Annotated in this window: 12 protein-coding genes; all 12 read right to left on the reverse strand. The window is 45.3% G+C overall.

Translation table 11 applies throughout. The features are described 5' to 3' along the window. Positions 1-2: 2 nt before the first annotated feature. Positions 3-1,217 carry a response regulator gene (locus J7K63_07240; protein MCD6234813.1) on the reverse strand — a complete coding sequence of 405 codons (1,215 nt, stop codon included), beginning with the start codon at positions 1,215-1,217 and terminating at the stop codon, positions 3-5. Next, positions 1,210-3,018: a GAF domain-containing protein gene (locus tag J7K63_07245; protein MCD6234814.1), complete on the reverse strand. Its 1,809-nt coding sequence runs from the start codon at positions 3,016-3,018 to the stop codon at positions 1,210-1,212. Before J7K63_07245 ends, J7K63_07240 begins: the two co-directional genes overlap by 8 nt. A 22-nt stretch (positions 3,019-3,040) precedes the next feature. Next, on the reverse strand, positions 3,041-4,603 hold the full coding sequence (locus J7K63_07250; GenBank protein ID MCD6234815.1) for a tetratricopeptide repeat protein: 1,563 nt from the start codon (positions 4,601-4,603) through the stop codon (positions 3,041-3,043). A 223-nt stretch (positions 4,604-4,826) separates the two neighbouring features. Next, on the reverse strand, positions 4,827-5,708 hold the full coding sequence (locus J7K63_07255; GenBank protein ID MCD6234816.1) for a radical SAM protein: 882 nt from the start codon (positions 5,706-5,708) through the stop codon (positions 4,827-4,829). A gap of 134 nt (positions 5,709-5,842) precedes the next feature. Then, positions 5,843-6,814, reverse strand: coding sequence for a malate dehydrogenase (gene mdh, locus J7K63_07260; protein MCD6234817.1), 972 nt, complete (start codon positions 6,812-6,814; stop codon positions 5,843-5,845). 563 nt (positions 6,815-7,377) lie between these two features. After that, positions 7,378-7,629, reverse strand: coding sequence for a 50S ribosomal protein L27 (gene rpmA, locus J7K63_07265; GenBank protein MCD6234818.1), 252 nt, complete (start codon positions 7,627-7,629; stop codon positions 7,378-7,380). A gap of 14 nt (positions 7,630-7,643) precedes the next feature. After that, a complete protein-coding gene (gene rplU / locus J7K63_07270; protein MCD6234819.1) occupies positions 7,644-7,958 on the reverse strand; it encodes a 50S ribosomal protein L21 in 315 nt (104 codons plus the stop codon). Positions 7,959-8,300: 342 nt separating this feature from the next. Further along, positions 8,301-8,903 carry a DUF975 family protein gene (locus J7K63_07275; protein ID MCD6234820.1) on the reverse strand — a complete coding sequence of 201 codons (603 nt, stop codon included), beginning with the start codon at positions 8,901-8,903 and terminating at the stop codon, positions 8,301-8,303. A 64-nt stretch (positions 8,904-8,967) separates the two neighbouring features. After that, positions 8,968-9,798 (reverse strand): endonuclease/exonuclease/phosphatase family protein, encoded by an 831-nt coding sequence (locus J7K63_07280; protein MCD6234821.1) that lies wholly within the window; start codon positions 9,796-9,798, stop codon positions 8,968-8,970. A 109-nt stretch (positions 9,799-9,907) separates the two neighbouring features. After that, on the reverse strand, positions 9,908-11,437 hold the full coding sequence (locus tag J7K63_07285) for a nucleotide sugar dehydrogenase (GenBank protein ID MCD6234822.1): 1,530 nt from the start codon (positions 11,435-11,437) through the stop codon (positions 9,908-9,910). A 40-nt stretch (positions 11,438-11,477) separates the two neighbouring features. Next, positions 11,478-12,737 carry an amidohydrolase gene (locus J7K63_07290; GenBank protein ID MCD6234823.1) on the reverse strand — a complete coding sequence of 420 codons (1,260 nt, stop codon included), beginning with the start codon at positions 12,735-12,737 and terminating at the stop codon, positions 11,478-11,480. A 23-nt stretch (positions 12,738-12,760) separates the two neighbouring features. Further along, complete coding sequence (locus J7K63_07295; GenBank protein ID MCD6234824.1) at positions 12,761-13,201, reverse strand: DoxX family membrane protein; 441 nt, start codon at positions 13,199-13,201, stop codon at positions 12,761-12,763. Positions 13,202-13,354: the final 153 nt, after the last annotated feature.

A 13,354-nucleotide genomic window follows, 5' to 3' on the forward strand; every position in this document is an offset into this window, starting at 1 on the left:
TCCTATGATTCAATATTCTTAAAGGATAATGTGAAAGTTGTTCCCACATTTTCCTTACTTTTCACCGAAATGGTTCCTCCTGAATTCTCAACGGCTTTCCGGCAAATCAACAGCCCCAAACCGGTGCCGGTAGTGGATTTCCATCGGGTATAATCGGGCCGCCAGATTTTATCGATCACATCTTCAGGAATACCGCAACCCGTATCTTCCACTTCGGCAATTGCCTGATCCCCTTTCCTGCGGGTCCTGAGCGTGAGAGTCCCCTTGCCTTCCATGGCCTTGTAGGCATTTTCAACCAGATTGAGAAAGACACGTAACAAATCCTCTTCCGAGGCAGAAATATACAACGGTTCATCGGCAAAATCCTCCTGAACCGTCACTTCGGGATTCTCATGGACCTTGGATTCGGCAAAAACTTGAATGGCGGATTTAATAATTTGAGTCAGATCCACCTTTTTCTCATGGGTTTTATCAATAGAGATGGCATTGCCAAGGTGTTTCAGTTTTTCACCCAGTTCCTTAAAGAATTTCATCAGGTCAATGATGCCTGAAATACGCTCATCGCTCTCATTGACCAACTCGTGCATTTTAGCCACTTCCTCAATCAGCTGTTCTGCCTTTACTTCGCCTGTTTCAGGATTGACAAGTCCGTTAATCCGGGTGCCGCTTATTTCCTGAAGCTGGTTAATTTTCCGCCGGAGCGTTTGAAGCCGAAGCATAAGCGATCCATAGTAAGATCCGGACATATCGTGGCCCACACTTTTGACAATCAGCTGGGACTCTTCAATGGCTTTCTGCCGTTCTTTCCGGAGTTCTTCATTTAACAACCGTTCCTTCTGCCATTCAAATCCCCGTTTGATCCGCTTGATAAACTCATCCGGGAATTCCACAACAGCCGGTTTCTGGATAAAATCCCGGGCCCCGTATTGAAGGGAATCCACGGCATTTTCTATGGTAATTTCACCTGTCAGAACAATGATATAGTTCCGGTTTATCAAAGACCGTTTGTTCAATTCATTGAGGACTTCAATTCCGCTCATGCCGGGCATTTTCAGGTCAAGAAGTACAACCCTGCATTCAAAACTTTCCAGTCTCCGGATGGCGTCTGCCCCGTCCAAAATATATTCAACATTCCAGTTTTCGTCTTCCAACAGGTCAACAATACTTTCACAAAAGGCCAGGCTGTCATCAACAATCAACAGATCACAGTCAAACATTTTCACCTCCGGCAGGGATACAGATGGTAATTGAAACCCCGTTTTTTTCAGGCTTCAAATTTATTATTCCCTGATAATTATTGTGAACAATTTCTTTAGCTACGGTAAACATAAATTGCTGAGGTGTTACAACTTCACTGCCGTCCGGCAACATGGATATTGCCGATCCAAAAGCCTGCATGGATACATTATCTTCCGAGATAATGTGTGTCTTTATCATGTGAGAATCATCATCATACGTCACTTCAATACGAATAAAGCCGTTATAATGCTGCAATTGAGAAATGGCAATAAGGAGAAGGTTGATCACCACTTCCATCATTTCATTCGGCTCTACTATAACCTTTGGTATCGCCCTTTCGGCCTGACGGTCCCTGTAAACCGTGATTTTCTTCCGGATAATCTCATCGCTCAGAAAGAGCAGGCTTTCGTCAATAATATCACTCCAGGTTTTCCGGACTTTTAAAAAACCGGCTTTTGTTGAGAACTCCTGAAGGACCTTGATCCCGCCGGCAACTTCTGTGAGTTTTTCTTCAATCACACCCAGTCGTTTCAAAAAGTCTTCCGGCTCCAGTGCCTTTTTTCGTTCAATCATCCGTTTCAGGTTGAGCACGTTGAGCTGGGCTGTCGTCAGTGGATTGATAACCTCATTGGGCAGGCGAATTGCCATGGTTCCAAGGGCCGTAAGCCGCTGTGTTTTAAACATTTGAATGGCAGATGTTTTCATGCTTTCCAGGTACTGCAGGTTTTCGATGGCAACCGCCAGCATATCTGCAAGGACGGCAATATACTTTTCATCATCTTCCGAGAAAATGGTTTCATCACCGGGATATTTGGCAATTTTATTATAGAGTTTAATACATCCGATGACATCACTTTTCATGGCAATGGGACTCCCCAGAAACGCCAGGCGGTCACCATGTTTCAGGTTTCGCTTCATCTGTGAACGGTATTTTCCTTTGTACCTGGGAAATGTAAGGACATTGTTCAGGCGGATTATACGGTTTTCCTCCACCAGTGTCCCCGTTAACCCTTCGCCGATTTTGTGTTCTGCTTTGTTGATCAGATCTTTCGGTATTCCGTGACCTGCTCTTAAAACGAGGACATCCCCGGTTTTTTCCTTTAAAAGATAGATTTCACTGGTTTCGGCCGAAAAGGTTCGTGTAGCGGCTTCAGCCACAAAATTCAGGAGATCCGTCTGATTATAGTGGGTATGCAAACGTGTTCCGAATTCCATCAGCAGCTTAAAATAATCGGCTTTTTTCCGTTCCTGCAAGTAATGATAACTGTTTTCCAGGGCAATACTGATATATCCTGCAATGTGAATCAAAAGGTCCTGATGGGTTTCGTCAAAGTTATACTCATTGCTGGATGCCCGGATCACACCATAAAAACGGCCGCTTTTGGACACAATGGGCACGGCCAGGTACGATTTGGCAATACGGCGGTCACCATCAGAAAATTTATTGATCCAGTTTATCTCTTTACCATGTTCTTTTTTCAAATCATCTACAGATTTCCGGTCAAAATCCTGAATCAAAAGCGGTCTCTGAAATTTAAAAACCCATCCCGTGAGTCCTTCACCCCGGCTATACCGGACTGTTCCTGCATCGTGAACTTGCTGGCTTGTGGTTTCTGCCAATTCAATACAATCGGTCCCTTCATTATACAGAAAAATCGTACATCCTTTGGCATTCAGCATCCGTGAAATTTGTTCCACACTTTTCCGGAGAATCTCTTCCGGTTCAAGTTCCGTAAAAATATTCATCAGTCCTTTCAACTGGGAAATAGACAATTCCATAGACATTTTATCCTTTTGTAAATCAGGGATTATTTTGGGTCATTTTCAACCAGGCCAGGGCTTCCTGATTGTCGGGATCAATTTTAAGTGCCTGTTGCCAGTATTTTTGGGCCTCACCGGGCCGGGATTGTTCCCATTTCAGGATGCCCATGGCAATCAGGGCTTCAAAGAGATTGGGATTGGTTTCCAGCGCATTTATATAATAGGTTTCTGCCAATAAGGGCTTGTTTTGGGACAGATAATATTTACCAAGCCAGTAATTTCCCCAGCTCATCCAGTGATATGAATCGGGGTTGATATCCAAAGCATTCCGGAAAGCCCGGGTAGATTCCCGGAAAAGGTCCTTGTTTTTCAGGATTTCAGCCTGAACATAGTATGCGGCCGGAAGCCAGAAGGAAATATTGTAAGCCCTGTTATTCCGGCGGTACACCTGTGACCAGTACACAGATGCCCTGGCAAAGTCATACGTGTGCCAGTAGGCTTTCCCCAGGAGGAACCGGGCTTCTGTCTGATCCGGATCCAGGCGGATCACCTCTTCAAGTTGGCGAATAGCATAGGTATACTGCTTCTGATCCATATAAATTTGCCCGAGGCTTAAATAGAGTTTAGGCGAATGACTGTTGCAGGTAATGGCTTTTTGATAATAGGTCTTCGCCGTTTCATCGTTGCCCCGTTGCCGGGCGATGCGCCCCAATCCCTCATAAGCATCAGGATGGGAGGGATTCAAATGAATCACTTCTTCATACAGGGCTTGAGCACTATCTGTCCTCCCTGTTTCCATCAGCAATGCAGCCAGGTTCAGTCTGGCAGGTACATTCCGGGGATCCAAAAGGAGCATTTCGGCATAGGCTCCGAAAGCCTGCTCATGTAAGCCAAGCTGCCGGTAAATATCTCCGGCTTTAGACCAGTAACGGATATTGCCGGGGCCCAATCGCAGGGCTTCCAGGATTGCGTCCCTTGCAGCAGGATAATTTTTTCGCGCTTCCATATACAACGTGAGATAATAGTGGAGTTCCGGATCATCCGGATAATGCAAAAGAGCTTTATCCAGGCGCGTCCTGACTGTTTCCCAGTCCCCCTCCTTCACCGCTTTTTCAACCCTCTGTCTTTCACTCATGCGGTCCACAGGGACCGGCATTTTATCCAGGCGGGCTTCAAGGGATTCAATTCTCCGGCGATATGCTTCAATTTCCCGTAAAATATCCTCCGGTGTCTTGGGTGGGGCGGTTTCCGCTTTTTTCAAATCCTTTTCCATATCCTGAAGAAAGGACCGGATTTTTTTCCATTGCTCAACCATTTTTTTATACTCTGCCTGCGTTTGAGCAGACGATTCCGTATCGGCCAGGATCCTGATTTTTCTTGCATCCTGTTTTAATATGTTCAGAATGCGGGTAATGGTTACCTTTTCCTTGCTGTCTGCAGGATAGTTTTCCACCTTTTGGGAAAAGGTGACCGCTTCCTGATACAGGCTTTTCAAGGCCGTTATCATCTGACCTGTCGTAACAGCATACACATGTGTTATAAAAAACAGGGATACGATCATCCCTAAAAGTCCGGCACGCCGAAAAAAAGTATTTTTTATCATTGGTTTTTGTCCTGTCTGAATGAACAAATGGTGGCAGTCATTATAAAAACATATTAAATAAATTATCTCATCATTTCAAGGAAATAGAAAGGGCTGAAAAAGGGGGGACAGAATATAAAAAAAGGCCGAAGATTTTCTTCAGTAACTTTTGAACCGTTTATATACAACTCGAAACCGGAGTCTTTTTTGATGATTCACGGAAATCCATCCTCCTGAAAAATATTCAAAAAAGGGTTCTCTGGATTGGCAGGGTCTCTTCATACGTGGGAATTTTCACGGCAATTCCCAACTTGTCACATAGGGCATGAAAGCGGCCGCTTATTTCTTCCCCTTTCTCAACGTAGGCATAATAGTTGTTTCCGTAGGCTTTTTCATACTTCTGACGCATCCCCGGGAATTTATTGTCCAGTTTCCGGTAGAAAAACTCACGCTGCCCCTGCCTTAATGTCATCCCCATCCCGGCATTTAAAATATAGGATGCCCCGTAATCTGTCGCTTTTTCTACCAGTAAGCGAATATGAGACCAGTGGTCCGTAATCCAGGGAAGGACGGGCATCATGGAAATACCTGTCAGAATACCTTTGGATGCCAGGGCTTTCATGGCCTGAAAACGTTGACTGCTTTCAGGTGCATTCGGCTCAAGTAAAAGGGAAAGATCATTGCGGACGGTTGTAATGGTAAAGGTCACGGCAGCATAGACGTTTGACAGCTGTTTTAAAACATCCAGATCTCTAAGAACCAGGTTGCTTTTTGTCATGATATGGACCGGAAAGTGAAAATCACTAAGAACCTCCAGGGTGTGACGGGTCAGTTTTTCCTGGATTTCAAGGGGCATGTAAGGATCATGCATACTCCCTGTCCCAACTGTCCCTTTAGTGCGTTTGGCAGCTAATTCCTTCCGGAGCAAATCAACAGCATTGATTTTTACTTCCACATCATTAAAAGAACGGACCCGATAACAGTCGCTGCGGGTATCACAATAGATACACCCGTGCTGGCATCCACGGTAACAGTTCATACTGTATCGAATGCCGAAAATATTGCTTCCCGTCCCCGCACCCTTCGCAGGCAGGAGAATCTGTTTTGCAGAGATATATTTGGCCATAACCCGAAAACCTTAGTCATTAAAATTACAAAAGTTCGATTTAAAAAAACCGTCCGGCAGTTCAGGGTTTTTAATAGATATCCTTTATGGCATCCTGTCCGTGATGTATCTCTCCTGTTTTTTTAAACACCGTCTCAGAGTAACTTCAATTTTTTCATATCAGCAATGAGGGCTTTCACATGGCCGGCGGACACCCGAAATACCTTTTCTTCTTCGGGGTTAAGGTCGATTTCCACTATTTTTTTAATACCGGTCCTGGTTAGTACTGCAGGGACTCCCATATACAAATCATGGATGCCGTATTCCCCCTGAAGGCAGGCACAGACAGGTAAAAGCCGGTGTTCGTCCCGAAGTATGCTTTCTGCCATAGCTACCGCCGCAGAAGCGGGAGAATAAAAAGCGGATCCGGACTTTAAAAGTCCTACAATTTCTCCCCCGGCCATACGGGTCCTTTCCACCAGAGCATTCATCACATCCCGTGCCTTTTTTTCCTCTCCATATTTTTGAATCAGTAAATCCATAACCGGTATTCCGTGGATATTTGCCGAGCGAACCAGCGGCACCATAGAATCGCCATGGCCTCCAAGAACCATTGCATTTACATCCTTGACACTCAGATCCAGTTCCTGAGCTATAAATGTACAAAAACGGGAACTGTCCAAAACACCGGCCTGTCCCATCACCCTTTGAACCGGAAACCCCGATACTTTTTGAAAGAGCGTCACCATGGCATCGAGGGGATTGGAGATCAGAATGACAATGGCACCGGGAGCATACTTGCGGATATTTTCTGCAACAATCCGTATAATTTTACTGTTAACCGTCAGAAGATCGTCACGGCTCATACCCGGTTTTCTGGGCACACCGGCCGTAACAATTACCAGATCAGCATCATGAATATCCTCATAACTGTTAGTACCCAGAATGGACACATCAAATCCATCAATCCGGGATGCTTCCTGTACATCCAGCGCTTTCCCCTGAGGCAGATCCTCGACAATATCATAAAGGACCACGTCACCAAGCTGACGCAGTGCAATCAGGTGACTGATAACGGTTCCGATCTGTCCTGCACCGATAACAGCTATTTTAGGGCGTAATAACATATTTTCCCCTTTCACGTTATATTATAATGTAAAAAATTTTAATCATGAGAAGAATGGGAGAATAGCATCTCGGTACAATCACCCATAAAGGTCTGCTTGCTAAGCGAAAGTGTGGAAAATCGGACGGGGGGGATGTAATAAAAATCAGGCACCTCATATATACTATTAATAATATTATCTTGCATTAAGTCGGAATTCTGTGTATTTTACCCCCGGGGAGGGGGGTTACCTTACTGAAACCATATATCCCATTTCTCTTATAATCTCGGTATCTTATCAGTAGTCGATCCCCAAATCATCCAATCGAATCAATCCTTTTTTGAAAGTTAGAAGTTGAAAGTTAGCGCCGCTTCGTTGTGTGTTGTGTTTGCGTGGATTAGCGGACGTTGTGACTTGGAAACTGGCGACTGATGACTGGTGACTATCCCTGTGAAATATGCTACGCTAATTTCACGGGGGAGTGACATCTGCTGCTGCAACTCACCACTCTTCACTCTCAATTCATTATTCAATAAAAAAGCCTGCTTCCGCAGGCTTCTGAGAAAAGAATCTATGGTAAAAAGTCAGTTCGGCAGGATACTGATTTTCTTGCGCCCTGCAGAGTTTGTAAAAGTAACAAAACCGTCTGCTGTGGCGAAAATCGTATCATCCCCGCCGCGTCCTGCATTTTCACCGGGCCAGAATTTTGTGCCGCGCTGACGTACAATGATCGTGCCGGCTGTGACATATTCACCACCGTAACGCTTGACACCCAGATACTTGGGGTTGCTGTCCCGACCGTTCTTAGTACTTCCTAATCCTTTTTTATGTGCCATAATAAATTCTCCCCTTAAGCCACGGCGATATCGTCTATTTTCACAAGAGTATAATCCTGGCGATGCCCGTTTTTGGATTTAAACCGTTTGCGCCGTTTCTTTTTGAAAACGATAATCTTTCTCTCACGGCCGTGTTTGACAACCGTTGCCTTTACAGAGGCTTTATCAACATAAGGTGCGCCGACTTTCACATCCCCGTCTGATTCCAAAAACATAACGGAATCAAAAGCCAGTTCGGCCCCGGCCTCAGCAGCCTGAAGAGGGATTTTGACTTCTTCGCCAGCCTCTACCTTGTATTGTTTGCCGGATATTTCAACAATCGCATACATTCCTTCAATCCTCCAGATTTCATAAGCCTGTTAAATTACACATAGAAAAACCGGATGTCAAAGAAATTTTATTCCATTCCTGCACGGTCTGTTAAAGCCACTTTTTCCTCCGAAGAAGACTACCCTCAAAACACCCAATCCAATCATGATAAGCCAGACCAGAGGATAGCTCCATTTCCAGCAGGGATGAAAATTGTGTCAACAAATAAATCATCTTTGAGGTAAACACCGGTTGATTTTTATATCAGAGAGGATTCACTTCGCTCAAGACCGCTTAATAATTCCCGGAGGTAATGCTACTTTTTGAACATTTCACTTATGATTTTTATTCATTGCACCTTCTCATAATTCTGTGACAAGGGGCTGGGTATTATTCTTGATATCTTCATAAAAACGTGCCATGCAAACATGAGCGAAAGGGATCAACCATAAAAAACCAATACCTGCCGTAAGGACACATAGCAGTGCCAGTCCAAAAAAACGAAGCCACAGGTTAAACAATTTCACTTTATACCCATTCATCATGAACCGGCTTTTTCGAATAGCTTCCATTGGCCTGAGGTCCGGATGATCTACAAGAATAAAATATGTTAATGAATAGGAAAGAGCGAAAATCACACCCGGTATTACCAGCAAAATGAAACCGACTCCAATAATGGCAATCAGGACAATGTTAACAAAAAATGCTGTTCCAAAATGATTAAATCCTTGAAACAGCTGTCCGACAGAAGCTTCCTGACACCGTGCAAGGGACAATGAAAAAATCGACACCCCCAGGCTGAATGGTCCGGCAAGCAATAACCACAGGAGTGAACCGGATTCGTGAGTTTTGTTTAATGCACTGATAATGACGATATAAATGAAAAAAACACCTACAGCAAGACCCCAGTGCCCGGACAGAATATCCCGGGTTTCACGGATTAACAAACTGTTTTCTTTTACCATATCTGAATCCCCTATAGATAATTTATTACTTTGTGTAATCTACTGTCTCATTATTCCGGTCACATCAAGAAGGTAATCTTTGACTATTCGGCAGAATTTTATAAACGACGACAACCGGCAGATGATCGGAGGCTGAAGATTTAAGAAGTATGCTTTTCACCGGTTTCAGACGGAAATGACTATCGGGATAAAGACGGTAGAAAATATAATCGATACGTTTTTCCGGCGCTTGTGACGGATAGGTCAATCCCGGATCTTTGCCTGTTTCGTGCCAGCTATCCCGAAAGCATTGAGTGATAGTCCGGATTGCAGGGCTCTCCGGAACATCATTGAAATCCCCGGCAATCACCAGAGGCAATGTAACTAAACCGGCTTTTTGGAGGATGGTTGTTGCACTTTGCCGTCGTTCCGTATCATCCTGCCTGTGATCCAGATGGGTATTCCAAAAAGCTATAGATCCCCCTTTATAACGAATCACTGTTTGTAACAACCCCCGTTGCTCGCCTTCGTTAAAGGGGGAAAAATGATCATTTGTCCATGATTCAATAGGATACCCGGACAGGATGCCGTTGCCGTAACCTCCTCCCTGAAAAGAGAGATTTTGTCCGAAAACCCATTCCATATCCAGTTTTTCTGCCAGGTATTGCATGGTATGAAGTCCGTGAACTCTTTCAGTCTTCACATCCACTTCCTGAAGAGCCACAAGATCCACTCCGGATTCCCGAATCAGATCGGCAATCCGGTCTAAATCAAAAACCCCGTCCGCTCCGACTCCGTGATGTATGTTGTAAGTCATGACCGTGAGATATTCCGGAGACTCTACTACCCTTTTTCCAAACCGGATACAGGAAAACAAAAGGAGTGATATGGTGAAAAGAAGGATTGTGCGCTTCATATATTCCCCGGACTGAAGTCCGGGGTTGTTCTTTTTTTCCTTTCGTTCCACGGACTGAAGTCCGGGGTTGTTCTTTTTTTCCTTTCGTTCCCCGGACTGAAGTCCGGGGTTACTTTATTCCCTTTCCTACGCCACGGAAAGTGCATCCGAGACCAAGATACTTGTGAATTTTGGTGTCGCTGATGAAATCCGAGCAATCGATGATCAGGGGTTTTGTGCCTGTCATGGACAGGACTTCTTCCGGCTGCAGATCTTTATATACTTGATGTCCTACAGCAAATATAACAACTTCAGCATCTTTCAGGGCTTCATTCAGATTGGCATATAAGGGGACATTTTCCATTTCAGGCCAGAAATCCACATAGGGGTCGTGAGCTTTCACAACAGCCCAGACTTCATTAAGGAATTTCACCAGTGTTGCAGAGGGAGAATGTCGAGTATCTCCCAATTCCTCAAGATAGGAAACCCCCAATACGGTGATTTTCACGTCCTTCAGATCGGGGATTACTTCCTGTATAAGTTCAATGGTGTGAAGAGGCATGGTATCATTGATATTGACAGCCTCGATGGCCATATCCAGCATATCGTCGATGCCAAAAAGGCTTTGCATTGACCAGTTCGCCAGAACCGGATCTTTGGTCAGGCAATATCCCCCCACTCCCAGGCTCGGACGAAGAAGATTGTCATGAGTGCCCTTGCGTTTCCGGATGGCATTCCGGACATTGAAGATATTTACACCGATTTTTTCCGCAAAGCGCGCCCATTCCAGCGTTAGAGCAATATTGGTCGCCCGGTAGGAATTTTCCATGACTTTAGCCATTTCAGACGCATTCGTATCTTCCAGCTCCGTCAGGGGAAAATTTTTCACATCGATCACCCGTGACAGAAATTCCTTTGCCCGCTGTTTACTTTCTTCATTCACTCCGGAGTACACACGCCAAAAATCCCGTATGGAACTCACATATCTGGCCCCGGGCATCACCCGTTCATAGGAATGGGCAATAAGAGGCGGCTGCTTTTCAATATCAATACCCCGGCGGGTGAATTCCTCTTCCATAATAGGTTTCACCACCCGCTCACAAGTTCCGGGAGGTACCGTGGTTTCCACAAGGACCAGGCAATGGGGTTGAATATGCTTTCCCAGATTCCGAATTCCGTCTCTGAAAGCCGCCAGATCACAAAAACCTTTTTCCGCTTCACCAAAGGCCGGCTTTGTGGCATCCAGTTGGATATCCACCACCACGACGTCAGCCATTTCAAAGGCTTCATTCCTGAATGTCGCCCTGAAAGTCTTTTTCTGCAATACCGTGGATTTAAAAATCCGATCCACTTCCGCATCGGAAGATTTTACCGGTGGAATTCCCCGGTTGATTTTGTGAACCTTCCAGTACGAGCGGACAGAAGCCCGTTGCTGGCCATGAACAAAATACCAGGGGTCGCCTTTCTCATTTTCTGAATCAGCAACCACGGCTGCCATAACGCAACCTACAAATCCCATACCCTGGACAGCTACAATCTCACGGCCGAGTTTCCGCTGTTCTTCCGTGATCCGTAAAACCTCTTCACGTTCCTTTAAGCCTTCTTCCTCTGTCGGAAGCAGGAATTTCTCACCGTCCGGTGATACTGAAAACTTTTGCATGTGAAACTCCTTTTAAGTTTTCCCGGATTGAATTACGGGATCATTTTCCCACCCTTTCCACCTTCCATTTCTCTGCTTTTTCTATAATCGCTTCTTCACCCTCGATTTGTTTATTTTTCATGAGAAAGCGCCCATTGCAAATAACTGAATCGATGCAGGATGAATCCGCGCTGTAAACCATATCGGAGACAAGGTGATAGCCCGGTACAAGGCGGGGGTTTTTCAGGTCCACAAGGATGGCATCGGCCGGACGACCTTCTTCAATCACCCCTCCATGGAGTCCGAACGCTTCCGCCCCGGCCTGTGTCGCCATGTGATAAACTTTCTCTGCGGGCAGTATGGTAACGTCACCCCAGGCATGTTTAGCCAAAAGGGAGGCGGTTTTCATTTCACCCATCATATCCAGGCAGTTGTTGGAAGACGCCCCGTCCGTTCCCAAAATCACTTTTAATCCTGCCTTTTCAGCACCTGAAATATCAAAAGACCCGTTGCTCAATTTCATATTTGAAACGGGCATGTGTACAAGGGTCACCCCTCTGCGGGCCAGAATCTCCCGCTCCCCGTCCGTCAGGTGAATGCCGTGAGCGACTATGGTTTTAGGTGTGAGCAGTCCCTTCTTGTCCAGATATTCCACCGGCCGACATCTATGAGTTTTAAGACAATCATTTACCTCTTTCTGTGTTTCACTGAGATGAATATGAAAGTATAAATCGTACTTATCCAGAATGCAACGGATCGTTTCCAGGGTCTCAGGTAACACGCTGTAGATGGAATGGGCGTTAAGGGATGGGATCAGAAGATCGGAATATGATTCCCTTGCCTGAAGAAAGGCTTCCCGGTCTTTCTGCTGAAGAATCCGGCTGCCGGATTCATAAGCATCCAGGGCAATAGGACCAGTACAGATGCGCATCCCCATATCGGTAGCAGCCCTGATGACGATAGGAGAATTCCAGTACATGTCGTTGAAAAAAACGGTGCCTGAACGAATCATTTCCAGACAGGCCAGGCGAGTCCCCGCATCAATGTGTTCAGGGGTAAATGTGGCTTCGGCAGGCCAGATATAGTCATTGAGCCATTCAAAGAGAGGCAGATCATCGGCATATCCCCTCAGCAACGTCATGGCTGCATGGGTGTGCCCGTTATAAAAAGCCGGGAGAATGGCTTTCAGGCCATGGCAATCCATGATTTCATCAGCAGATTTTGCAATTTTACTATCAATATGTTGAATCGAACCATTTTCAATATAAACATCAACCATTCGGTCTTTATGGACAACCTCTCTGATAAGCAATGATGTCATGATGCAACCTGATTATGTATTTTTTATAAATCTGAAGATGTTACGGATGATTTTTCGGACGTCCGGGGCCATAACAGATACAGCGCAGCAATTAAGAGTCCGGTATTTTCCAAAATTTTCTTCCATCCCACTTTCTGACTTCCCTGGCCGAAGCATCCGCAACTGATATCGAGTCCGCGCGCCATGGCAATTGCCACCATCAGAATAAAAAAAGCCATCAACCCCGCCGAAATCCATGCGGATGCCCTTTGAAGAAAAGGGATCCAAAGACCGAAACCGATAAAAAGTTCAAGCATGATAAGCCAGATAGCCAGGATATGCAGAGGTTGGGGTGGAAAAAGTTTATAATTCATAATATCCCTGACGAAGAGATGGGGGTCCGCCAGCTTTGAAAAACCACTGATTAGAAACACAACACTTAAAAGAAGCATGCATGCTAATTTTAGTATGGGCTGCTTATTCATTCAGAACACCTTCCCTTCGCCCACTTCCACGGGATTGCCTTTATCAATCCAGACTTTCCATCCACCAAAGAAGTAATAAACTTCCGGAAAGACGAAAACCAGTTTTTCCGCCAGATCAACGCTGGACATGCAATCAGCCCCGTCACAATAGGT

Source organism: Candidatus Neomarinimicrobiota bacterium (genome assembly GCA_021157965.1).
GTDB lineage: Bacteria > Fidelibacterota > Fidelibacteria > Fidelibacterales > Fidelibacteraceae > Fidelibacter.

Coding starts and splice junctions, on each gene's coding strand:
- J7K63_07240 (MCD6234813.1), bottom strand. CDS start 1,217: ATGTTTGACTGTGATCTGTTGATTGTTGATGACAGCCTGGCCTTTTGT.
- J7K63_07245 (MCD6234814.1), bottom strand. CDS start 3,018: ATGGAATTGTCTATTTCCCAGTTGAAAGGACTGATGAATATTTTTACG.
- J7K63_07250 (MCD6234815.1), bottom strand. CDS start 4,603: ATGATAAAAAATACTTTTTTTCGGCGTGCCGGACTTTTAGGGATGATC.
- J7K63_07255 (MCD6234816.1), bottom strand. CDS start 5,708: ATGGCCAAATATATCTCTGCAAAACAGATTCTCCTGCCTGCGAAGGGT.
- mdh (MCD6234817.1), bottom strand. CDS start 6,814: ATGTTATTACGCCCTAAAATAGCTGTTATCGGTGCAGGACAGATCGGA.
- rpmA (MCD6234818.1), bottom strand. CDS start 7,629: ATGGCACATAAAAAAGGATTAGGAAGTACTAAGAACGGTCGGGACAGC.
- rplU (MCD6234819.1), bottom strand. CDS start 7,958: ATGTATGCGATTGTTGAAATATCCGGCAAACAATACAAGGTAGAGGCT.
- J7K63_07275 (MCD6234820.1), bottom strand. CDS start 8,903: ATGGTAAAAGAAAACAGTTTGTTAATCCGTGAAACCCGGGATATTCTG.
- J7K63_07280 (MCD6234821.1), bottom strand. CDS start 9,798: ATGAAGCGCACAATCCTTCTTTTCACCATATCACTCCTTTTGTTTTCC.
- J7K63_07285 (MCD6234822.1), bottom strand. CDS start 11,437: ATGCAAAAGTTTTCAGTATCACCGGACGGTGAGAAATTCCTGCTTCCG.
- J7K63_07290 (MCD6234823.1), bottom strand. CDS start 12,737: ATGACATCATTGCTTATCAGAGAGGTTGTCCATAAAGACCGAATGGTT.
- J7K63_07295 (MCD6234824.1), bottom strand. CDS start 13,201: ATGAATAAGCAGCCCATACTAAAATTAGCATGCATGCTTCTTTTAAGT.